Origin of the sequence: Bradyrhizobium sp. LA2.1, from assembly GCF_040547725.1 — a bacterium.
Classification (GTDB): Bacteria; Pseudomonadota; Alphaproteobacteria; order Rhizobiales; family Xanthobacteraceae; genus Bradyrhizobium; species Bradyrhizobium barranii.
This window is the reverse complement of record NZ_JBEPQI010000017.1, coordinates 87,197-107,308: the sequence shown is the minus strand read 5'-3', so window position 1 is coordinate 107,308 and position 20,112 is coordinate 87,197. Positions and strand designations below refer to the sequence as shown.

Genomic DNA, 20,112 nt, shown 5'->3' with positions numbered 1-20,112 from the left:
TCGTGCAGCTACCTCACCCCCGCCACCAGCATCACCACCACCGGCAACGTCACCGCCGCCAGCAGCGTCCCCAGCGCCACTGCGCCCGAGACCGGGTTCACCAGCCGCTGATACTGGGCCGCGAAGATGTACGCGTTGGCGCCGGTCGGCATCGCCGCGAACAGCACGATCACGCCGGCTGCGACCGGCGGCAAACCGAGCAGCTTGGCCAGCACGAACGCGGCCGCCGGCATCGCTGCGAGCTTGAGCGCGCTCATCACCACGACGCTCAGCATCTCGCCCTTCACCTCGAACCGGAACAGGTTGATGCCGAGCGCGATCAGCGCCGCCGGCGATCCCGCCTGCGCGAGCAGCTCGATCGTTCTGTCGACGACCGGATTGAGGCCGAGCCCCGTAAAACGCCAGACCACGCCGAAGCCGATCGCCAGCATCAGCGGATTGCGCGCGAGGTCCGCGAGCACGGGACGGATGACCGACAGGACCGAGCCTGTCCGCTTGCGGCTGACAAGCTCCATCTGCAGGATGCCGCAGAGCCAGAGCAGCGGCGTGTTCACCGACAGGATCAGCGACATCGGGCCTGCGGCCTCGTTGCCGAGCGCCGAGAGCACCAGCGGAATGCCGAGCATCACGATGTTGCCGTAGACCGAGCCGATCGCGAACACGACGCCGTCCTCGCGGTCCTCGCGCCGTTCGCGCAAGCATGCCGAGAGCGCCAGCGCCGCGATCCAGGTGATGGCGAGCGCGCCGTAATAGGCGCCCCACATCCTGTAGGGGCTGACATCGGGGAATTCCGACACGACGATGGTGCGGAACAGCAGCGCGGGAATCGCGATGCTGAAGGCGAATTCGGAGATGCCCTTGTGCGCGGTCTCGGAGACGAAGCGAAACAGTACCGACGCATAGCCGGCCGCGATCAGGGCAAACACCGGCGCGACGATCAACACTGTGGCCATGCGCCCCTCATCTCACGGGGACATCACACGACCACCCCACGTTCTCGATCATGCCATCATGCCGCTGTTTTGCCCGACGAGTCAAATCGAGTTCGTAAAATCCGTAAATGGCCGCCGTGGCCTGGCTACTGTGCATGGGGTTGTTTTCGCGTTTTTTTGTTGGACCGAAGCTGAAGCCGCGCGCGGACCCGATCTCGCCAGCCCTGCCAAAGGCTTAGCCTGATAGCGCGACGTCGTGCCGGGATGGGCCCGCGCCGGACCGACCGGCCTGTTGCCCGGAGCGCACAGGTGGCCGTTTTCGCTTCAGGCCTCGTTGCCAACGAACGGCCGTTCACCCACTATTCCCTCCGACTCGACATTTGGGGGGATCGATGCCGGCGCTCCGCTTTAAAAAATCCATGGCTGCTGCGATCTCGGGCATTGCTCTGGCCGTCCTGGTCCATCCCGGCGCCGGCTTCGCCTACACGCCGGAGGAGCAGCAGGCCTGCTCGCCGGACGCGATGCGGCTGTGCGGCGAGTTCGTTCCGAACGTCGATGCCATCACCGCCTGCATGATCCAGAAGAAGGCGCAGCTCTCGCCGCAGTGCAAAGTGTTCTTCCGCCAGGGACCCGAGCCCGGCGAAGCCCGCGCCGGCAAGCCGACGGCCAAGAAGAGCACCAAGCCTTCGCAGAAGGCGGCCAAGAAGAAGAAATCCAGCGAAAGCTGAGCGCGGGGCTAGCGTTCTTTCTTTGAAGCTCGTCGCGTCAGGGCAACAGCGCGAAGCGTCTTCGCGTCGGTGTCCCCTGCATGTGTGTTGCCGGCATCAGCTGCGCGCCAGCCTCCGGACTCCTTTTGTTCGCCTCGCCGTGCGGACGCCTGCGACAATTACCAGCGCGTTCGACGGAAAAGAGTCGCGAGAGGGTTTGCGCGGCGAGGTTGCATTCCGTTTTTCCCGCGTTGCTGCCGAAAAAGCGTGGGATTGCCGGCGTGAAGGGCGTTTCGTTGCGATTGGTATCCTGGTCGCGCGAAGCAGTGTGACTCAAAAGCCAACACGTCTTGTTATTTCGTGGCTCTGAGGCAACTGCCGGTAAATTTTTCTTTCCCGAATCAGCGCGGTGATTCATTTTCGTGATCTGGGGTCAATCTGGAGGCCAGAGGTATGAACGTAATTGTTTTTGCATCGCGTAAAGGCGGCTCGGGCAAGAGTACCCTGGCCGCACATCTCGCCGCGCAGATCAAGGCGAGCAAGCAGGTCATGCTCGTGGACGCGGATCCGCAGGGCTCGCTCACGCTGTGGCACAAGCTGCGCGGCACCAACGAGCCGCCGATCAAGGCTGCGGTGAACTCGGTCAGCGGCATCGTCTCCGCTGCCAAGCGCGACGGTTATGAATGGGTGTTGATCGACACGCCGCCGAACCTGTCGGCCGTCGTCGACGACGCGATCAAGAACGCGACCATGGTGGTCATTCCGGCACGTCCCGGCGTGTTCGACGTCAACGCGGTGCAGGAAACCATCCAGATGTGCCGCGCGGCGCGCAAGCCCTACGCGGTCGTGCTCAACGGTGCGCCGGCGCGCCGCGACGAGTCCGAAAGCCCGATCGTCACCATCGCCCGCGAGGCGCTGGCGAAATTCCGCGCGCCGGTGTGGGGCGGCCAGATCACCAACCGTTCGGATTTGCTGATGGCGCTCAGCCACGGCGAAGGCGCGCGCGAGTATCAGGCCGAGAGCCGTGCGGCCCAGGAAATCGCAAGGCTGTGGGCGGCGATCGAGCGTTCAGTGAAGGCTATTCGCGGCACGGCGTCGGCATCCGGCGCAATGCACAAGCAGGCGGCATAATTTTCATTAATCATTCCCCGGACGGAAAGCGCGCGGAAGTCCGCGCGTTTTGCGTTTTGGCCCGGTGGAGATGCGTTACGCCACCATCAGCATGTAGAACACGATGACCGGCGACAGCGTCAGGATCACCGACCAGATGCCGGCGGCCCAGAGAATGTCCTCGGTGGTAAAGCTCTGCTGTCCGGCGTCGTAATGCGACGCCACTTCATTCTGGATATTCACAAAACGCCCCCGCGATTTCTTCGCTTATGGGCGCCAGTGATAGCCGCGATGTTTTAAGAATCCGGATCGCAATTTCGGGCGCATTCGAACACAGGTGCTACCACGGATTAACCATGCCGGCGCGGTGCGCGCGTTCGCGCGGGGGTAACTACGGGGCACGTTCTTACCCTCCCCTGGAGGGGGAGGGTCGCTACGCATTGCTGCGAAGCGAAATGCGTAGCGGGGTGGGGTGACAGTCTCTCCGCATCGAACAGTGCCCGAGTGGAGAGATCACCCCACCCCGCTCGCGCTGCGCGCGATCGACCCTCCCCCTCCAGGGGAGGGTGAAGGACTCGCGCCGCCGCTAAACCCACTCGCTGTATTTCCTTCGGATCTCGTCGATGTAGTCCGCGCGCGATTTCACCTCATCCGCGGTCAATCCGATATCGCGCCGCAGCCAGTCGGATAACTCGCTCGCATATGAAACGCGTTGCCATGCCGCCTTCAGCGCATCGCGCCACTGACGAATGTCCATAGGTCGATCTCTTTTCCGGATTGAGATGGTGTCGAGCGGACACGACGCTGCCTTCCCTCTCCCGCACGGGGAGAAGGGGGTGGCGGCGTGCGTGTGAAGAGAGGAAGCGGAAGCGCTACGCGGCGACTTTCATCCGCCGCTCGATTTCGCGGTCGATCTGGGCGGCGAGTTCGCTGCTCACTTCGACCATCGGCAGGCGCACTTCGGGGCTGTCGATGAGGCCGCACCGCCACAGCCAGTACTTCGCCGGCGCCGGGCTCGGCTCGGCGAACAACAGGCGCGTCAGCTCGGCGACCTCGTGCCAGCGCGCCCGCGCGGCGTCGTGGTTGCCTCGCTTCACCTCGGCATACACGGCCGCAAACGTCGCGGTCTCGACATGGGCGGACAGCACGATGCCGCCGTCGGCGCCGTCGGTGAGCGCCTCAAGGTAGTTCGCGTCCTCGCCGGTGAGCACGCGAAAGCCCTTCGGCCTGTCGCGCAGGAGCGCGATGGATTGCTCGCGGTTCGCGCCGCAATCCTTCAGCCCGACGATGTTCCGATGCTCGGCAAGCCGAAGCAGCGTCTGGTTGGTGATGTTGACCGAGGTGCGATAGGGGATGTTGTAGAGCGCGATCGGCCACGCCGCGTGATCGGCAAGGGCTTCGAAATGAGCCAGCAGCCCGCGCTGCGAGGGCCGCACATAATAGGGACTCGCGATCAGATAACCGTCGATCGGCCAGTCGGCGGTCTCGTCGAGGCGTTCCTTCAGCCGCGATGTGTCCGCGCCCGACAGTCCGAGGCAGATCGGCAGCGTGCGGCGCCCCGCCGCCATCTCGTCGCGCACGATGGCGACGAGGCGCTCGAGCTCGGCCGCGCGCAGCGTCATGCCTTCGCCTGAGGTCGCCCCCAGGATGAAGCCGTCGACGGCCTGCCCGCTGTAATGTCGCGTCAGCCGTCGCAGCGACCTCTCGTCGAGAGCACCGTCGCGAAACGGCGTCACCAGCGGCAGCCAGAGTCCGTGCAAATGATCTTGTAGACCGGTCATGTTCCATCTCCTTCTCGGGAAAAAAACCTGAGACGGAGGGCACATGAAAAAACCCCGTCCAGGCGGCGGGGTTTCGGGATTTGCTTGCGATGACGAAGCTGTGTTAGCGCGCGCAAAAATCCGAGGTCCCCGGATGGGGGCCTTTTTTCGAGGCGACTGCCTTGAACGAGATTGCGCACGACTTCGTGATCATTCGCAAATGATGCGGGGTGTACGTGGAACTGTCAATACACGCGGAACGTGAAACCCGAATGGGACAGAAAAAAAGCCGGGCTCAAGCGAGCCCGGCTTAAGGTATTGGCCACGTGAGGCCGACACAATCACCTTCCAAGAGGGATTACTGAACTCCCGCGCCACTGGAGGAGGGGGACAAATGCGCAACGCGAAGGCTCAGCGTGGAAACATTATGGGCTCGACGAGCGCCATGCAGCAACCGTTCAGGTCGCATGTCAGACATGCGGAAATCAGGAAGGCCAGCGCTGCGCCTTGCTCACCACGAAGTCGCGGAACACCTGCACGCGCGCGACCGTCTTCAACTCCTCGGGATAGACGAAATAAGTGTCGAGCTGGATCGAATCCGATTCTCCGAACAGCTGCACCAGGCGGCTCTGTTCCTCGATCAGATAGTCCGGCAGAGCCGCGATGCCGAGGCCTTGCTGACAGGCGCGGACGAGACCGAGGATGTTGTTCACCCTGAAGTAGGCCTCGCGCGGACCAGAGCCGTTGCGGCCGGCTTCGACCAGCCAGTTGCGGTTCTGAAGATGCGGCGCGAAGTTGCCGTCGGAGAGCGTGATGATGCGGTGGGAGTCGAGCTCCTCGAGCGTGCGCGGCGTGCCGAAGCGCTTGATATAATCCGGCGAGCAATAGGCGTGGAAGCCCATCGCGAACAACTTGCGCTGGATGAGATCCGGCTGCGTCGGCTTGCGGGTGCGGATCGCGACGTCCGCCTCGCGCATCGACAGGTCGAGCTCCTCGTCGGTGACGATCAGCGAGATCCGGATCTCCGGATAGAGCGCAGTGAATTCGCCGAGCCGCGGGATCAGCCAGTTGATGCCGACGCCGGGCGTGGTGGTGATCTTGAGGTCGCCGCTCGGCCGCTCGCGGCTGTCGGTCAGCTTGGCGCGCGCTGCCTGCAGCTGCATGAACACGTCATGCGCGGTGCGGAAGAGCAGGTCGCCCTGCTCGGTGAGGATCAAGCCGCGGGCATGGCGGTGGAACAGTGAGACCGAGAGCTCCTGCTCCAGTGCCGAGACCTGGCGGGACACCGCCGATTGCGACAGGCCGAGCTGCTCGCCCGCATGCGTGAAGCTGCCCGCTTCCGCCGCCGCGTGAAACACCTTCAGCTTGTCCCAATCCATATCCGTAAATCCGTCGCGTGTTCGAGGCATGATCTTTATTCCGCTGCAGCGCGCTCGCTGGCGCGCAGGGCCAGGAAACGTTCGGCTTCGAGAGCTGCCATGCAGCCGAGGCCGGCAGCCGTCACGGCCTGACGATAGGTCTCGTCGGCGACGTCGCCGGCGGCGAACAGGCCAGGCACCGAGGTGGCGGTCGAGTTAGGGGCGACCTCGACATAGCCCGACCGTTTCAGCTTGACTTGGTCCTTCACGAGCTCGGTCGCCGGCGCGTGTCCAATGGCGATGAAGACACCGTCGGTCTTCACGTTCGTGAGCGCGCCGGTCTTGACGTTCTTGAGGCGGACATGGGTGACCTTGTTCGGGTTCTCGGTGCCGCAGATCTCGTCGACAGCTGAGTCCCAGACCACCTTGATCTTCGGATGCTTGAACAGACGCTCCTGCAGGATGCGTTCGGCGCGGAAATGATCGCGACGATGCACGATGGTGACCTGCGAGGCATGGTTGGTGAGGTAAAGGGCTTCCTCGACCGCGGTATTGCCGCCGCCGACCACCACGACTTCCTTGTTGCGGTAGAAGAAGCCGTCGCAGGTGGCGCAGGCCGACACGCCACCGCCCTGGAATTTCGTTTCCGACGGGAGCCCGAGCCAGCGCGCCTGCGCGCCGGTGGCGAGGATGACGCTGTCGGCGAGATAGACGTCGCCGCTGTCGCAGGTGAGGCGGAACGGCCGCTGCATAGTCTCCAGCTTGGTGACCAGGTCGGAGACGATCTTGGTGCCGACATGGACCGCCTGCTTCTCCATCTGCTCCATCAGCCAGGGGCCCTGGATCACGTCGGCGAAGCCCGGATAGTTCTCGACGTCGGTGGTGATGGTGAGCTGGCCGCCCGCCTGGATGCCCTGGATCAGGATCGGCTCGAGCATTGCGCGCGCGGCGTAGATCGCCGCCGTGTAGCCGGCGGGGCCGGAGCCAATAATGACGACCTTTGCATGAACAGTGGCAGACATTTTGACGGACGCCTTTCACGGGGGATCTGCAGCGCGGGTGCGGAACGTGCCGGGAGGCCTCGCGGAAGCGCTGAAATATCAGAGCTAATCTAAGCCTTCTGGTGAGCTATGCAAGAATTGCATTCCCTGTCGGCGGATTTTTCCAACAGGGAACAAAAGTCGATTGCGCTGCACGCGCAATAAAATTGCGCAATTGCTGCGGACTGGCTATGAGGATTGCGTTAAATCCACCAATACAGCCGCAAAGGCCAGGAGTTCCAATCACGTGTCGCGGAACCTAGACGAGATCGACCTGAAAATTCTCACCGAGGTCCAGGCCGACGGTCGAATCACGAATGTCGAGCTGGCCAAGCGCGTCGGCATCTCGCCGCCACCCTGCCTCCGCCGCGTCCGCGCGCTGGAGGAGGAGGGGTATATCCACGGCTATCGTGGCCTGCTCGACGCCCGCAAGCTCGGCTTCGACGTCACCGTGTTCGCCGCGGTGCACCTGTCCAGCCAGGCCGAGGCGGATTTGCGCGCCTTCGAGGAGTTCGTCCGCGCCGAGCCCCTGGTGCGGGAATGCTGGATGCTGTCGGGCGAAGTCGATTTCATCCTGAAATGCGTCGCGCCCGACATGGCCACCTTCCAGGATTTCGTCACCCACCTGACCGCGGCGCCGCATGTCCGCAACGTGCGGACGTCGCTGGTGCTGCATAATTCGAAATACGAGGCGGCCGTGCCGCTTGATGTGAAGGGAAGAAGGTAAGCCTTCTCCCTCTCCCGGTTCTTGCGGGGAGAGGCACACGGCCCTCGCAATACCCCGAAACAAAAAGGCCGCGCAGTGCGCGGCCTTTTCGAAACATCATCGCGCCTGGCGGCAAATGCTTACCGCCACTCCACCTTGGTGATCTCATACGCCTTGGCGCCGCCGGGGGCGTTGACCTCGACGGTCGAACCTTTCTTCTTGCCGATCAGCGCGCGCGCGAGCGGCGAGGTGATGGAGATGCGGCCCTTCTTGGCGTCGGCCTCGACCTCGCCGACGATCTGCCACACCGTCTTCTTCTCGGTGTCCTCGTCGACCAGCGTCACAGTGGCGCCGAACTTGATGGTGTCGCCGGACAGCTTGGAAATATCGATGATATCGGCGCGCGCGAGCTTGTCCTCGAGCTCGGCGATGCGGCCCTCATTGTGGGACTGCTCTTCCTTCGCGGCATGATATTCCGCGTTCTCCGACAGGTCGCCGTGCGAGCGCGCTTCCGCAATATGCTCGATGATGCGCGGACGGTCCTCGGACTGGCGCTTCTTCAATTCTTCCCCGAGCGCGGCAAAGCCGCCCGCTGTCATCGGAACCTTTTCCATCTCTTCTCTCGTCCTTCGATCGCGCGCCCACGAAAACAGAGGGCGCGGCAACCTTGATTCGTCAGTACTTCCGGGGCTGAACATACGGCCACCGGAACGGTTATGTGGGTCTGGCGCCGGAACAGAACAACCACAACGGCCGGACAGTTCCTCCGGCCATTGTGGCTTCATTGCCAGTCACTTAGCGGAAGCGTCGCCGTTGCTAGCGATCAGGTTTCCGAAAAGTAGCTCTGCAGGGTACGAACCTCAAGGTCCCCGCCCAGATAGGCGCGGATGCCCTGCGCGGCCGCCACGGCCCCGGAAAGAGTGGTGTAATACGGCACTTTATGCAAGAGGGCCGCGCGCCGCAGCGAGCGGCTGTCGGCGAGCGCCTGCGGGCCTTCGGTGGTGTTGAGGACGAGCTGGACGTCGCCATTGGTGATGGCATCGACGATGTGCGGCCGTCCCTCAAGCACCTTGTTGACCCTCTCGGTCGGGATGCCCTGATCGGTCAGGAAGCGCGCCGTGCCCGATGTCGCCAGCACCTTGAAGCCGAGCGAATGCAATTCGCGAACGGCCTCGGCGATGCGCGTCTTGTCGCTCTCGCGAACCGAGACGAACACCGTGCCCTTGCGCGGCACCCGCGTGCCGCCGCCGAGCTGACTCTTGGCAAAGGCTATCGCGAAGGAGCTGTCGATGCCCATGACCTCGCCGGTCGAGCGCATCTCGGGGCCGAGCACCGTGTCGACGCCGGGGAAGCGGGCGAACGGAAACACCGATTCCTTCACGCCGACATGCTTGAAGTCCGCCTTCTTCAGCTTGAAGTCGGCGAGCTTCTCGCCGGCCATGATGCGCGCTGCGATCTTGGCGACCGGCGTGCCGACCACCTTGGCGACGAAGGGCACCGTGCGCGAGGCGCGCGGGTTGACTTCGAGCACGTAGATCTCGCCGTCCTTGATCGCGTACTGCACATTCATCAGGCCGACGACGTCGAGGCCGAGCGCCAGCTCACGCGTCTGCCGCTCCAGCTCCTCGATCATCCTGGCATCGAGCGAGTGCGGCGGCAGCGAGCAGGCGCTGTCGCCGGAATGGATGCCGGCTTCCTCGATGTGCTCCATGATGCCGACGATGAAGGTGTCCTTGCCGTCGCAGAGGCAGTCGACGTCGATCTCCGTTGCATCTGAGAGATAGCGGTCGAACAGCAGCGGGTTCTTGCCGAGCACGGTGTTGATCTGCCCGGTCTTGTCGTTCGGGTAGCGTGCCTTGACGTCGGCCGGCACCAGCTCCGGCAGCGTGCCGAGCAAATAGTCGCTGAGCTGGTTCTCCTCGCGGATGATCTGCATCGCGCGGCCGCCGAGCACGTAGGACGGGCGCACCACCAGCGGCAGGCCGAGATCGGTTGCGACCAGGCGCGCCTGCTCGACCGAATAGGCGATGCCGTTCTTCGGCTGCTTCAGCCGGAGCTTGTCGAGCACGCGCTTGAAGCGATCGCGGTCTTCGGCAAGGTCGATGGCGTCGGGCGAGGTGCCGAGGATCGGCACTTCGGCAGCTTCCAGCGCGCGCGCCAGCTTCAGCGGGGTCTGGCCGCCGAACTGCACGATCACGCCGTGCAGCGTGCCGTTGGTGCGTTCCTTCGCGATGATCTCCAGCACGTCCTCGGCGGTGAGCGGCTCGAAATAGAGCCGGTCGGCGGTGTCGTAGTCGGTCGACACCGTCTCGGGGTTGCAGTTGACCATGATGGATTCGTAGCCAGCGTCATGCAGTGCGAAGCAGGCGTGACAGCAGCAATAGTCGAACTCGATGCCCTGGCCGATACGATTGGGCCCGCCGCCGAGAATGATGACCTTCTTCTTGTCCGACGGCGAGCTCTCGTCCGCGGGCGCGCCCGCAAACAGCGCCTCATAGGTCGAATACATGTAGGCGGTCGGCGACGCGAACTCGGCCGCGCAGGTGTCGATGCGCTTGTAGACAGGGCGGACACCGAGCGCGTGGCGCTTCGCCGTCACGTCAGCTTCCGTCGTCTCGGCGAGCACAGCGAGCCGCGCATCGGAGAAGCCCATGGCCTTGAGCGTGCGCATGCCGAAGGCGTTGCCCGGCAGGCCGTTCTTCCGGACCTTCTCCTCCATGTCGACGATGCCGCGCATCTCGCTGAGGAACCACGGATCGATCTTGCAGGAGTTGAAGATGTCCTCGTTCGACCAGCCGAGCCGCATGGCCTGGGCGACCTGGAGCAGCCGGTTCGGCGTCGGCGTGCCGAGCGCGGCGCGGATCGCGTTCTTGTCGTCGTGCTGGCCTAGCCCCTCGATCTCGATCTCGTCGAGCCCGGTCAGGCCGGTCTCGAGTCCGCGCAGCGCCTTCTGCAGGCTCTCCTGGAAGGTACGGCCGATCGCCATCACTTCGCCGACCGACTTCATTGATGTGGTCAGCGTGGTGGAAGCGCCGGGGAATTTCTCGAAGGCGAAGCGCGGAATCTTGGTGACGACGTAGTCGATAGTCGGCTCGAATGAGGCCGGCGTCGCGCCGCCGGTGATGTCGTTGGCGATTTCGTCCAGCGTGTAGCCGACCGCGAGCTTGGCGGCGACCTTTGCGATCGGAAAGCCGGTGGCCTTGGAGGCCAGTGCGGACGACCGCGACACGCGCGGGTTCATCTCGATCACGACCATGCGGCCGTCTTCGGGATTGACGCCGAACTGCACGTTGGAGCCGCCGGTCTCGACGCCGATCTCGCGCAGCACCGCCAGCGAAGCGTCGCGCATGATCTGGTATTCCTTGTCGGTCAGCGTCAGCGCCGGCGCGACCGTGATGGAGTCGCCCGTGTGCACGCCCATCGGATCGAGGTTCTCGATCGAGCAGACGATGATGCAATTGTCTTTCTTGTCGCGCACGACCTCCATCTCGTACTCCTTCCAACCGAGCACGGATTCTTCGATCAGCACTTCGTTGGTCGGAGACGCATCGAGGCCGCGCTCGATGATGTCGAGGAATTCTTCCTTGTTGTAGGCGATGCCGCCGCCGGTGCCGCCCATCGTGAAGGAGGGACGGATGATCGCGGGCAGGCCGATCTCGGACAGCGCCATCAGCGCCTGGCCGAGCGCATATTCCTGGTAGCGCTTGCGGCGGTCGCTTTCGCCGAGCACCCATTGCCGTTCGTGTTCCTCGAGGGCGGCACCCGACAGCTTCTCGCGTTCGGCCCGGTGCTTGTCGCGGAAGGACTTCTTCAACTCGGACGCATTGGCGAGCCGCGACTTTGGCGTCTCAAGCCCGATCTTGGTCATGGCCTCGCGGAACAGCTGACGGTCTTCCGCCTTGTCGATCGCATCCGCGGTCGCGCCGATCATCTCGACGTCGAACTTTTCCAGCGTGCCCTGCCGGCGCAGCGACAGCGCGCAGTTCAGCGCGGTCTGTCCGCCCATGGTCGGCAGCAGCGCGAAGCCGCCGGGAATGACGTGACGTTCCTTCTCGATGATCTTGGCGACGATCTCGGGCGTGATCGGCTCGATATAGGTGGCGTCGGCCAATTCCGGGTCGGTCATGATGGTGGCCGGGTTGGAATTGACGAGGACGATGCGATAGCCCTCTTCCTTCAACGTCTTCACCGCTTGCGTGCCCGAATAGTCGAACTCGCAGGCCTGGCCGATCACGATGGGACCGGCGCCGATGATCAGGATGGTGGTGATGTCTGTACGTTTGGGCATCAACTCTCGCCGAAGTGGAATTTGGGCACAAAAAAAGGGCGCGCTTGCCGCGCGTCCCCTTGAGCCGAGAGCGCGGGGTCTCCCCTCGCGCGCGGGTGGGTCTTAGACCAGTTTTCGGGGCGGCGAAACCCCGAAAAACGCCCATCAACCGGCAATTTTGACGGGTTTTGGCCGTGCCTGCCAGCCACGGGCGAGATGCACCAGCAGCGAGGCCGCAACGCTCGATCCGCCGATCCAGCCAAGGTCGGTCGGCGAGAGGGTGGCCAGCACCGCGCCACCCAGGGCCCCGCCGATGGCAAAGCCGAGATACATGGCGGAGGCGTTGAGCGAGAGTGCGATCATCGAGGCCTGCGGCTCGATCCGGATGATGCTAGCGACCTGGGCCGGATAGAACGCCCAGCCCGAGATGCCCCAGAGGAAGATCGCGCCCAGCACCGCATAATGCGCCTGTCCAGGCATCAACTTCAGGACCAGCGAATGCAGGATCAGGGCGCTCGCCATGCCGGCGAGCCCGAGGCCCGCGGTGGCGAGCGTCCCGAGCCGGTCGGCCAGGACACCGCCCATCATGTTCCCGATGGCGGCGGCGCCGCCGAACACCAGCAGCGCGAGGCTGATCTGCGCGGCGTCGAAGCCGAGGCCGTGCAACGGGACCGCGAAATAGGTGAACACGGTGAAGCCGCCGACCGCCCATAAGATCGTGATCAGAAGCGCGATCACGACATTGCTGTGACGCGCCACCGCCAGCCGTTCGCTGAGCGAGGCGGTGTTGCGCGGCAGGCCGCGGGGCAAGCCAAGCAGCAGGCCGGCAAGCGCAACCGCGCCGATCAGGGCCACCATGGCAAAAGTCGCGCGCCAGCCGAGCAGGCTGCCGACGAGATTGCCGAGCGGGACGCCGATGACGGTCGCAACCGTGAGGCCCGAGGTGACCAGCGCCACCGCGCGGCCGCGCCGTTCGGGCGCGGCGACGGCCACCGATACGGCGAGTGCCGTCGGCATGCACAGTCCGGAGCCCAGCGCCATCAGCATGCGGGAGGCGAGCAGCAGGGCGTAGCTGGAAGCCACCGTCGCGACGAGATTTCCGGCGATGAAGGTCGTCAGCGCCAGGGCCAGCACGGTGCGGCGGTCGATATTGTTCAGCGTCACCGCCAGAATGGGCGAACCCACCGCATAGGTGAGGGCGTAGGCGGTGACCAATTGGCCGGCGGCCGGGACGGAAATCGAAAGATCGGCGGCGATCGACGGCAAAAGCCCTGCAATGACAAAGCCTTCGGTACCAATCGCGAAGGCCGCGAGAGCCAGCCAGAACACGCTCATTGGACAATATCCCTATGTTCAACGTTTGTTGAACTATTGAATGCAAAGGCTAAGATGTCAATTGGTTCAAGAACTATTGAACATCGCGCCCAGTTTGCTATGATTCCGAACCATGAGCCGCACGCCCCTTCATCCCACCCGCGAGCAGATCGAGCTGCCGATGGTTCTGGATTGCCTGAGCGATCCGATCCGGTTGGCCATCGTCTATCAGCTCGCCCGGCAGGAACGTGTCAGCAGCGAACTCTGCTGTGGCGACTTCAGCGGCCTTTCCGGCAAATCCAACCTCGCCTACCACTTCGCCAAGCTGCGCGAATGCGGCCTGATGCTGACGCGCGTGGCGGGCACCAACCGCTTCATGCGGCTCCGCCGCGAAGATCTGGACGCGCGCTTTCCGGGGCTGCTCGATGCTGTCCTCAGCTCCGCAGCCAAGGATGCCGACCGGCTGCAGCTCCTATCGGAGTGCGAAACGGTTGAAATGGATTGAAGTTTGAGAGGGTTGCGCGCAGACAGCTGAGATCCCGTCCGTCTTCGCTTTCGCTTCGCTACAGCTACGCCGGACACGCTGCGCCCCTTCGGGCCTTGCGTGGCTGCGCCACGCGTAGCCCCGCAGGGGCGAAGCGTGGAGACCCGGCCTGGATTTGAACCAGGATGAAGAGCGTTGCACCGCCCTCGCGTAGACGCTTCCGCCACCGGGCCGCGACGATCTTTACCTATCGGCGTGTGACAAGCCACCTCGGGCAGTCATTATGCTTAACGGACCAGAGGCGGCCGCGCGATGAAGGTCATGCGCCAGCGATTATGGCCGATATTGGTGTGGGCGCGCTGGACAGAGAAGCCCGCCGCGGTCAGCTTGGCGACGATCTCGTCCTCGCCATAGCGCTGAAGCCCGATGCGCGTGCGCAGATGACGGTAATCTGACAGCGCGGTGCTGATCAGCCCGATCAGCGCGTCCTTCAGGAAGCCGTGACGCAGGCCGAAGCTGAGCAGCGCCATCACATCCCTGAACATGCCGACATTGGGCTGCAAGATATCTCCGAGCACGAGCTTGCCGGACGGGGTCAGCAATCGCCGGATGTTCACAAGCGCGGCATCGAGCTCGTCCGGCGTCATGTATTGCGCGACCGAGTTCATCACCGCGAGGTCGATCGACTGGTCCTGCATTTTGCGGACGTCGTCGAGGGAGCGGACGCGGATCTTGGTGTTCGGGGCAAATCGCGCGATCAGCCGGCCACGCACGCCGGGGGCGGGCTCGGCGAGAATCAGCTTGCCGCAGGCCGCGGCGACCTGGCTCGCCGACAGCGCCTCGCCGCAGGCATAGTCGAGCACGGTCGCCTCGGGCGATGAGATGTAGCCGATGATGTCCCGCGCGATGATCTGGAAGTGCAAGTCGCGATGCAGCTTGCTGACATAGATCGTATGCGTGGAGTCGTAATAATCGATCCAATCGTCCATGGTATTTCGTAGGTCCCGGCCAAACGGTTCCTGTCAAGGAACCGGCGCTGCCCGCCTTGCGTTAGGGGTGCGACGGCGCGCCGTCAATGTCCGCGTCCTAACAGGAAGGTTCCCCGTGAGCAAAGCCCCCACCAAGGTCTCGCCCGATCTCGATACCCCCACCGATCTGTCGCCCGATGGGGTCAAGAAGGTCTCTGAGGCGCTCAACGTGCTTCTGGCCGATGCTTTCGCGCTCTATCTGAAGACCAAGAATTTCCACTGGCACATCAGCGGCCGGCATTTCCGCGACTATCATCTGCTGCTCGACGAGCAGTCCGACCAGATCTTCGCCACCACCGACCAGCTCGCCGAACGTGTCCGCAAGATCGGCGGCACCACGCTGAAGTCGATCGGCCAGGTCGCCAAGCTCCAGACCATCAAGGACAACAACGAGGACTACGTCCCGCCACGCGAGATGCTGCGCGAGCTGATGCAGGACAACAAGCACGTCGCGAGCGCGATGCGTAAGGCACACGAGGTCTGCGACGACGCTGGGGATGTCGCCAGCGCCAGCATCCTCGAAAACTTCATCGACGAGACCGAGCGCCGGACCTGGTTCCTGTTCGAGGCCACCCGCCAGGAAGGCGGCAACGAGGCGTAAGGAATTGCGTAAGGTGGGCAAAGGCGCGCTTCTTGCGCGCCGTGCCCACCATCCATCCTTGCGGCTTGAACTGATTGGTGGGCACGCTCCGCTTTGCCCACCTTACGGCGTCGCGCTTATGGCCGGCTCCACAGCCTCATCAACGCCCCGTTCTTGCCCGTCACCGGATCGGCCGGCGGCAGCGCGACCTCGGGAATCGTCTTCAGTGCCCTGGCGTGGTTCTCCGGAGTTGCCCGCGTCACCACCATCTTCGATCCCGGCGGATAGGCGCCGATGATGCAGAAATCACTGCTCGCGCTGATGCACTGATGCCCCGTGCCGGCCGGAAGGATCGCGACGTCGCCTGCCTTGATCTCCAGCTCCTGGCCATGATCGCCGCCGAAGCGCACGCGGGCACTGCCACGCGCGACGCCGAGCACCTCATGCACCGTCGCGTGATAGTGCAGATAGTCGTAGACGCCGTTGCGCCACGTGCCGCCCCAGTTGTTCGCTTCGAACAGGTTTTCGATGGTCTCCTCGGGACGCCTGGAATCGAGCTTCACCGCACCCTGATAGACCAGGAAGGGAAGGATGTTGTTCGGCACGAGCCCGTCATCTTCGAACACGATGGCGAGTGGCTCGGCATTGTCGCAGACAGCGGACATGGCAGGGCTCCTGCGTGAGCGTAGCAGGAATCAACGAGGGGCGTGAGACGACGTTCCTTGCGTCCAGGCGAACCGCAGCGTCGAGCCCGGAATGACAAGAGCCCGGGTCAAGGCCCGGGCTCGATGTCGTCAAGGCAACTGCAGGAGGGCCAGCGTTACGCGCTCTTCTTCTGCCGCATCAGGTCCGCGAAGCGCTGGAACAGATAGTGCGAGTCGCGCGGGCCCGGAGAGGCCTCGGGGTGGTACTGCACCGAGAACACCGGCTTGCCGTCGAGCTGGATGCCGCAATTGGATCCGTCGAACAGCGAGATGTGGGTCTGCGTCGCGCCCTTCGGCAGCGTCGCCTCGTCCACCGCAAAACCATGGTTCATCGAGGTGATCTCGACCTTGCCGGTGGTCTCGTCCTTCACGGGATGATTGGCGCCGTGATGGCCCTGATGCATCTTCTTGGTCTTGGCGCCGACGGCAAGGCCGAGCATCTGGTGACCGAGGCAGATGCCGAAGGTCGGTGTGCCCGACTTGATCACGTCCCGGATCACCGGCACCGCGTATTTGCCCGTCGCGGCCGGATCGCCGGGGCCGTTGGACAGGAACACGCCGTCCGGCTTCATCGCCAGAATGTCTTCCGATGAGGTCGTCGCCGGCACCACCGTCACCTTGCAGCCGACGCCGGCGAGCAGGCGCAGGATGTTGCGCTTGATGCCGTAGTCGATGGCGACGACGTTGAACTCGGGCTTGTCCTGGCGGCCAAAACCCTTGTCCCACAGCCAGGGCGTCTCGTCCCAGGTGAAGCGCTGGCCCGAGGTGACCATCGGCACGAGGTCCATGCCCTCGAGGCCCGGCCATTCGCGCGCTTCTTCCTTCATGCCATGCAGGTCGAACTCGCCGTTCTTGGAATGCGCGATCACGGCGTTGGGCATGCCCTTGCTGCGGATCAGCGCGGTCAATGCGCGGGTGTCGATGCCGGACAGGCCGATGATGCCGCGGGCCTTGAGCCAGGCGTCGAGATGCTTGGTGGCGCGGTAGTTCGAGGGATCGGTGATCGCGGTGCGCAGGATCACGCCGCGCGCGCCGGGCGTCGCGGCCATGTTCACCGTCTCGATGTCTTCCTCGTTGGTACCGACATTGCCGATATGCGGGAAGGTGAAGGTGATGAGCTGGCCGGCATAGGAGGGATCGGTGAGGATCTCCTCATAGCCGGTCATCGCGGTGTTGAAGCAGACTTCACCGACGGCATGGCCTTCGGCGCCGAGACCGAAGCCTTCGAGCACCGTGCCATCGGCGAGCACGAGGAGCGCGGTCGGTTTATGGTCCGGCCAGGCGGTATCGTTGTCATGTTGTGTCATGAGCCCGGTTCATAGTCCGGGCCGGCGCCGCCGTCAAAGCGGACGAGCGCCGATTCACATGCGTTTTTGCATATTTGACAGGTCTCCTCAGGCACTTAAGCTTGGCAGAATAATTTCCGCCAATTTCCCGGGCTTGCGAGGCAATAATGGACCAGACCACCCCGCTTCTGCTGGTTCCGGGATTGGCCTCCTCGGCCCGGATCTACGCCCCGGTGGTCCCGGCACTCTGGCGGTTCGGCCCGGTGATGATTGCCAATCATATCCGCGACGACAGCATGGCGGCGATCGCCCGGCGCGTGCTGAGCGAGGCCCCGCCGCGCTTCGCGCTCGCCGGCCACTCCATGGGCGGCTATATCGCGCTCGAGATCATGCGCCAGGCGCCCGAGCGGGTTTTGAAGCTCGCGCTGATCAACACCCAGGCCCGGCCCGATACACCGGAAGCGACCGCGCGCCGCCGCGGCCTGATGGAACGGGCGAGGCGCGGCGAGCTGAGCGCGGCGCGCGAGGAGATGTTTCCGGAGCTGGTGCATCCCTCGCGCCGCGACGATGCCGGCATTCGAAAGCTCGTGCATGAGCAGGGCGAGGACGTCGGCGTCGAAGGCTATCTGCGGCAGCAGACCGCGATCATTGCGCGGGTGGATTCACGGCCGACGCTGGCGACGATCAAATGCCCGACGCTGGTGCTGACGGGCGATCAGGACAACACGATTCCGAACGCGTTCTCCAAGGAGATGGCGGAGGGCATAGCGGGCGCGAGACTGGTGATCCTCGAGCGTTGCGGGCACCTGCCGCAGCCGGAGCAGCCCGAGGCGACGACGCGGGCGCTGGTCGAATGGATGGGAGCACCGGTTGTCTCAGGGCCGCGAACGGCCTAGATCAGGCGTCGGATATTCGAAGGGATCACGATCATGCTGCGCGACGACATCAACAACGCGGTCAAGGAGGCCATGAAGGCCAAGGAGGAGCGCAAGCTGTCCACCCTGCGCATGGTCAACTCGACCATCAAGAACGCCGACATCGAGGCGCGCGGCAACGGCAAGCCGCCGCTGTCGGATGCCGACCTGCTCGGCGTCTTCCAGAAGATGATCAAGCAGCGCCAGGAGTCGGTCGAGCTTTACGACAAGGGCGGCCGCGCCGAGCTCGCTGCCCAAGAGCGCGAGGAAATCGCGGTGATCTCGGCCTACCTGCCGAAGCAGATGTCGGACGACGAGGTGAAGAAGGCGATCGCGGATGCGATCGCGGAGACGGGCGCTGCCGGCATGAAGGACATGGGCAAGGTGATCGCGGTGTTGCGCGCGAAGTACGCCGGCCAGATGGATTTCGGCAGGGCCAGTGGCCTGGTGAAGGCCGCGCTGACGGGCTGAGCTCTTACCCTCCCCTGGAGGGGGAGGGTCGATCGCGCGTAGCGCGAGCGGGGTGGGGTGATCTCTCCACTCGGGTACCGCTTGTGTGGAGCGACTGTCACCCCACCTCGGTTCGCATGTCGCTTTGCTCCATGCAAACCGATCCTCCCCCTCCAGGGGAGGATGGGCACCTTTGATGCCGCGTCAGTTCGGTCTACTCTCTCCCGATAGACAAATCGGGGGCAACCGATGACCGGCGCCATCAAACCGTTTCGCATCGCCATCAGCGACGACATTCTCACCGACCTCAAATCGCGCCTCGCCCGCACGCGCTGGCCGGAGGCGGAGCTGGTCGACGACTGGAGCCAGGGCGCGCCGCTGAAATGGATCCAGGAGATCTGCGCCTACTGGGCCAATGGCTATGACTGGCGCGCCCGCGAGGCAAAGCTCAACCGCTTCGACCAGTTCATCACCGAGATCGACGGGCTCGACATCCACTTCCTGCATGCGCGCTCGAGGGAGCCGTCGGCGCTGCCGCTGATCATCACCCATGGCTGGCCGGGGTCGATCGTCGAATTCCAGAAATTGATCGCGCCGCTGGTCGATCCGGCCGCGCATGGCGGTAATCCCGCGGATGCGTTTCATGTGGTGTGTCCGTCGCTGCCGGGCTTTGGCTTCTCCGCCAAGCCAAAGACCACCGGCTGGGGCGTCGACCGCATCGCCGCGACCTGGGCGAAGCTGATGGATCGGCTCGGCTACGCGCGTTACGGCGCGCAGGGCGGCGACTGGGGCTCGGCAGTGACAACATCGCTCGGCGCGCAGGACGCCGAGCACTGCGCCGGCATCCACATCACGCTCGCCTTCAACGCGGCGCCGAAGGTCGAGGGCGAGCCGACGGCGGAAGAGAAGCGCGCGCTCGCCGGCCTGAAGCATTATGTCGATCTCGATTCCGGCTATTCCAAGCAGCAATCGACGCGGCCGCAGACGCTCGGCTATGGCCTGACGGATTCGCCGAGCGGGCAGGCGGCCTGGATTTTGGAAAAATTCTGGGCCTGGACCGATTGCGACGGCCATCCCGAGAACATTTTTGACAAGGACGAGCTGCTCGACAACGTCATGCTCTATTGGGCGACGGAGACGGCGACCTCCTCCGCGCGGCTCTACTGGGAGAGTTTTGGAAAGCGCCGAACGACCCCGGTCGTAAAGGTGCCGACCGGCGTCGCCGTGTTCCCGAAGGAGATCATCACGCCGGTCAGGCGCTGGATGGAGCCGAACTTTCCCAACATCACGCACTGGAGCGAGATGGAGAAGGGCGGGCATTTCGCCGCATTCGAGCAGCCGGAGCTGTATGTTGGCGACGTCAGGAAATTCTTCCAGACGGTGCGCCGTTAGGGGATGCCTCCGCATCGTCATGCCCGGGCTTGTCCCGGGCTCCCACGCGCTTAAACTCAGGTCGAAACAAGAACGTGGAT

The 20,112-nt window shown here is 64.1% G+C and carries 20 protein-coding genes and 1 tRNA gene; 8 read left to right on the top strand and 13 right to left on the bottom strand.

Going from position 1 to position 20,112, the window contains the following annotated elements; translation table 11 throughout:
- Positions 1 to 8: 8 nt before the first annotated feature.
- Positions 9 to 953, bottom strand: coding sequence for an AEC family transporter (locus tag ABIB95_RS29330; protein WP_354244454.1), 945 nt, complete (start codon positions 951 to 953; stop codon positions 9 to 11).
- A gap of 371 nt (positions 954 to 1,324) precedes the next feature.
- On the opposite strand from ABIB95_RS29330, the gene ABIB95_RS29325 reads away from it, so the two are divergent.
- Both ABIB95_RS29325 and ABIB95_RS29320 read left to right on the top strand, forming a co-directional pair.
- Positions 1,325 to 1,660, top strand: coding sequence for a hypothetical protein (locus tag ABIB95_RS29325; protein WP_354244451.1), 336 nt, complete (start codon positions 1,325 to 1,327; stop codon positions 1,658 to 1,660).
- 432 nt (positions 1,661 to 2,092) lie between these two features.
- The gene (locus tag ABIB95_RS29320) at positions 2,093 to 2,770 is read left to right on the top strand and encodes an AAA family ATPase (RefSeq protein WP_028150667.1); all 678 of its coding nucleotides are present in this window, start codon (positions 2,093 to 2,095) and stop codon (positions 2,768 to 2,770) included.
- Between the two features lie 75 nt (positions 2,771 to 2,845).
- Here the strand turns inward: ABIB95_RS29320 and ABIB95_RS29315 are convergent, their stop codons facing one another.
- The 5 genes from ABIB95_RS29315 to trxB all read right to left on the bottom strand — a co-directional run bounded on the left by ABIB95_RS29315 (position 2,846) and on the right by trxB (position 6,889).
- On the bottom strand, positions 2,846 to 2,992 hold the full coding sequence (locus ABIB95_RS29315) for a hypothetical protein (RefSeq protein ID WP_014492080.1): 147 nt from the start codon (positions 2,990 to 2,992) through the stop codon (positions 2,846 to 2,848).
- A gap of 343 nt (positions 2,993 to 3,335) precedes the next feature.
- Entirely contained in the window at positions 3,336 to 3,506 is a 171-nt protein-coding gene (locus tag ABIB95_RS29310) for a hypothetical protein (RefSeq protein ID WP_155257868.1), read from the bottom strand.
- A gap of 115 nt (positions 3,507 to 3,621) precedes the next feature.
- Positions 3,622 to 4,530 carry a 4-hydroxy-tetrahydrodipicolinate synthase family protein gene (locus ABIB95_RS29305; RefSeq protein WP_354244448.1) on the bottom strand — a complete coding sequence of 303 codons (909 nt, stop codon included), beginning with the start codon at positions 4,528 to 4,530 and terminating at the stop codon, positions 3,622 to 3,624.
- Between the two features lie 464 nt (positions 4,531 to 4,994).
- Positions 4,995 to 5,918 carry a LysR family transcriptional regulator gene (locus ABIB95_RS29300; RefSeq protein ID WP_027534296.1) on the bottom strand — a complete coding sequence of 308 codons (924 nt, stop codon included), beginning with the start codon at positions 5,916 to 5,918 and terminating at the stop codon, positions 4,995 to 4,997.
- A gap of 5 nt (positions 5,919 to 5,923) precedes the next feature.
- On the bottom strand, positions 5,924 to 6,889 hold the full coding sequence (trxB, locus tag ABIB95_RS29295; RefSeq protein ID WP_063985507.1) for a thioredoxin-disulfide reductase: 966 nt from the start codon (positions 6,887 to 6,889) through the stop codon (positions 5,924 to 5,926).
- A 265-nt stretch (positions 6,890 to 7,154) separates the two neighbouring features.
- Here trxB and ABIB95_RS29290 point away from each other — a divergent pair, with 265 nt between their 5' ends.
- Entirely contained in the window at positions 7,155 to 7,634 is a 480-nt protein-coding gene (locus ABIB95_RS29290) for an Lrp/AsnC family transcriptional regulator (RefSeq protein WP_028150670.1), read from the top strand.
- Between the two features lie 119 nt (positions 7,635 to 7,753).
- On the opposite strand, the gene greA is transcribed toward ABIB95_RS29290, so the two are convergent.
- From greA to ABIB95_RS29275, 3 genes are all read right to left on the bottom strand, one after another.
- A complete protein-coding gene (gene greA / locus ABIB95_RS29285) occupies positions 7,754 to 8,227 on the bottom strand; it encodes a transcription elongation factor GreA (RefSeq protein ID WP_007596674.1) in 474 nt (157 codons plus the stop codon).
- Between the two features lie 209 nt (positions 8,228 to 8,436).
- Positions 8,437 to 11,901, bottom strand: coding sequence for a carbamoyl-phosphate synthase large subunit (gene carB / locus ABIB95_RS29280; protein WP_038942752.1), 3,465 nt, complete (start codon positions 11,899 to 11,901; stop codon positions 8,437 to 8,439).
- Positions 11,902 to 12,045: 144 nt separating this feature from the next.
- A complete protein-coding gene (locus ABIB95_RS29275; protein WP_354244444.1) occupies positions 12,046 to 13,215 on the bottom strand; it encodes an MFS transporter in 1,170 nt (389 codons plus the stop codon).
- 112 nt (positions 13,216 to 13,327) lie between these two features.
- Between ABIB95_RS29275 and ABIB95_RS29270 the strand changes: the two genes are divergently transcribed.
- The gene (locus tag ABIB95_RS29270) at positions 13,328 to 13,699 is read left to right on the top strand and encodes an ArsR/SmtB family transcription factor (RefSeq protein WP_354244441.1); all 372 of its coding nucleotides are present in this window, start codon (positions 13,328 to 13,330) and stop codon (positions 13,697 to 13,699) included.
- A 136-nt stretch (positions 13,700 to 13,835) separates the two neighbouring features.
- Here the strand turns inward: ABIB95_RS29270 and ABIB95_RS29265 are convergent.
- Both ABIB95_RS29265 and ABIB95_RS29260 read right to left on the bottom strand, forming a co-directional pair.
- A tRNA-OTHER gene (locus ABIB95_RS29265) sits at positions 13,836 to 13,911 on the bottom strand.
- Between the two features lie 54 nt (positions 13,912 to 13,965).
- Entirely contained in the window at positions 13,966 to 14,667 is a 702-nt protein-coding gene (locus tag ABIB95_RS29260) for a class I SAM-dependent methyltransferase (protein ID WP_085400422.1), read from the bottom strand.
- 115 nt (positions 14,668 to 14,782) lie between these two features.
- Between ABIB95_RS29260 and ABIB95_RS29255 the strand changes: the two genes are divergently transcribed.
- On the top strand, positions 14,783 to 15,307 hold the full coding sequence (locus ABIB95_RS29255) for a Dps family protein (RefSeq protein WP_063985503.1): 525 nt from the start codon (positions 14,783 to 14,785) through the stop codon (positions 15,305 to 15,307).
- A 116-nt stretch (positions 15,308 to 15,423) separates the two neighbouring features.
- Here the strand turns inward: ABIB95_RS29255 and ABIB95_RS29250 are convergent, their stop codons facing one another.
- The gene (locus ABIB95_RS29250; protein ID WP_354244437.1) at positions 15,424 to 15,951 is read right to left on the bottom strand and encodes a cupin domain-containing protein; all 528 of its coding nucleotides are present in this window, start codon (positions 15,949 to 15,951) and stop codon (positions 15,424 to 15,426) included.
- Positions 15,952 to 16,106: 155 nt separating this feature from the next.
- The gene (carA, locus tag ABIB95_RS29245) at positions 16,107 to 17,297 is read right to left on the bottom strand and encodes a glutamine-hydrolyzing carbamoyl-phosphate synthase small subunit (protein ID WP_354121146.1); all 1,191 of its coding nucleotides are present in this window, start codon (positions 17,295 to 17,297) and stop codon (positions 16,107 to 16,109) included.
- A gap of 146 nt (positions 17,298 to 17,443) precedes the next feature.
- Between carA and ABIB95_RS29240 the strand changes: the two genes are divergently transcribed.
- The 3 genes from ABIB95_RS29240 to ABIB95_RS29230 all read left to right on the top strand — a co-directional run bounded on the left by ABIB95_RS29240 (position 17,444) and on the right by ABIB95_RS29230 (position 20,032).
- On the top strand, positions 17,444 to 18,172 hold the full coding sequence (locus ABIB95_RS29240; RefSeq protein ID WP_354244433.1) for an alpha/beta fold hydrolase: 729 nt from the start codon (positions 17,444 to 17,446) through the stop codon (positions 18,170 to 18,172).
- Between the two features lie 33 nt (positions 18,173 to 18,205).
- Positions 18,206 to 18,661, top strand: coding sequence for a GatB/YqeY domain-containing protein (locus tag ABIB95_RS29235; RefSeq protein WP_354244430.1), 456 nt, complete (start codon positions 18,206 to 18,208; stop codon positions 18,659 to 18,661).
- A 228-nt stretch (positions 18,662 to 18,889) separates the two neighbouring features.
- Positions 18,890 to 20,032, top strand: a complete 1,143-nt coding sequence (locus ABIB95_RS29230) for an epoxide hydrolase family protein (RefSeq protein ID WP_354244427.1) — start codon at positions 18,890 to 18,892, stop codon at positions 20,030 to 20,032.
- The last annotated feature ends 80 nt before the right edge of the window (positions 20,033 to 20,112 follow it).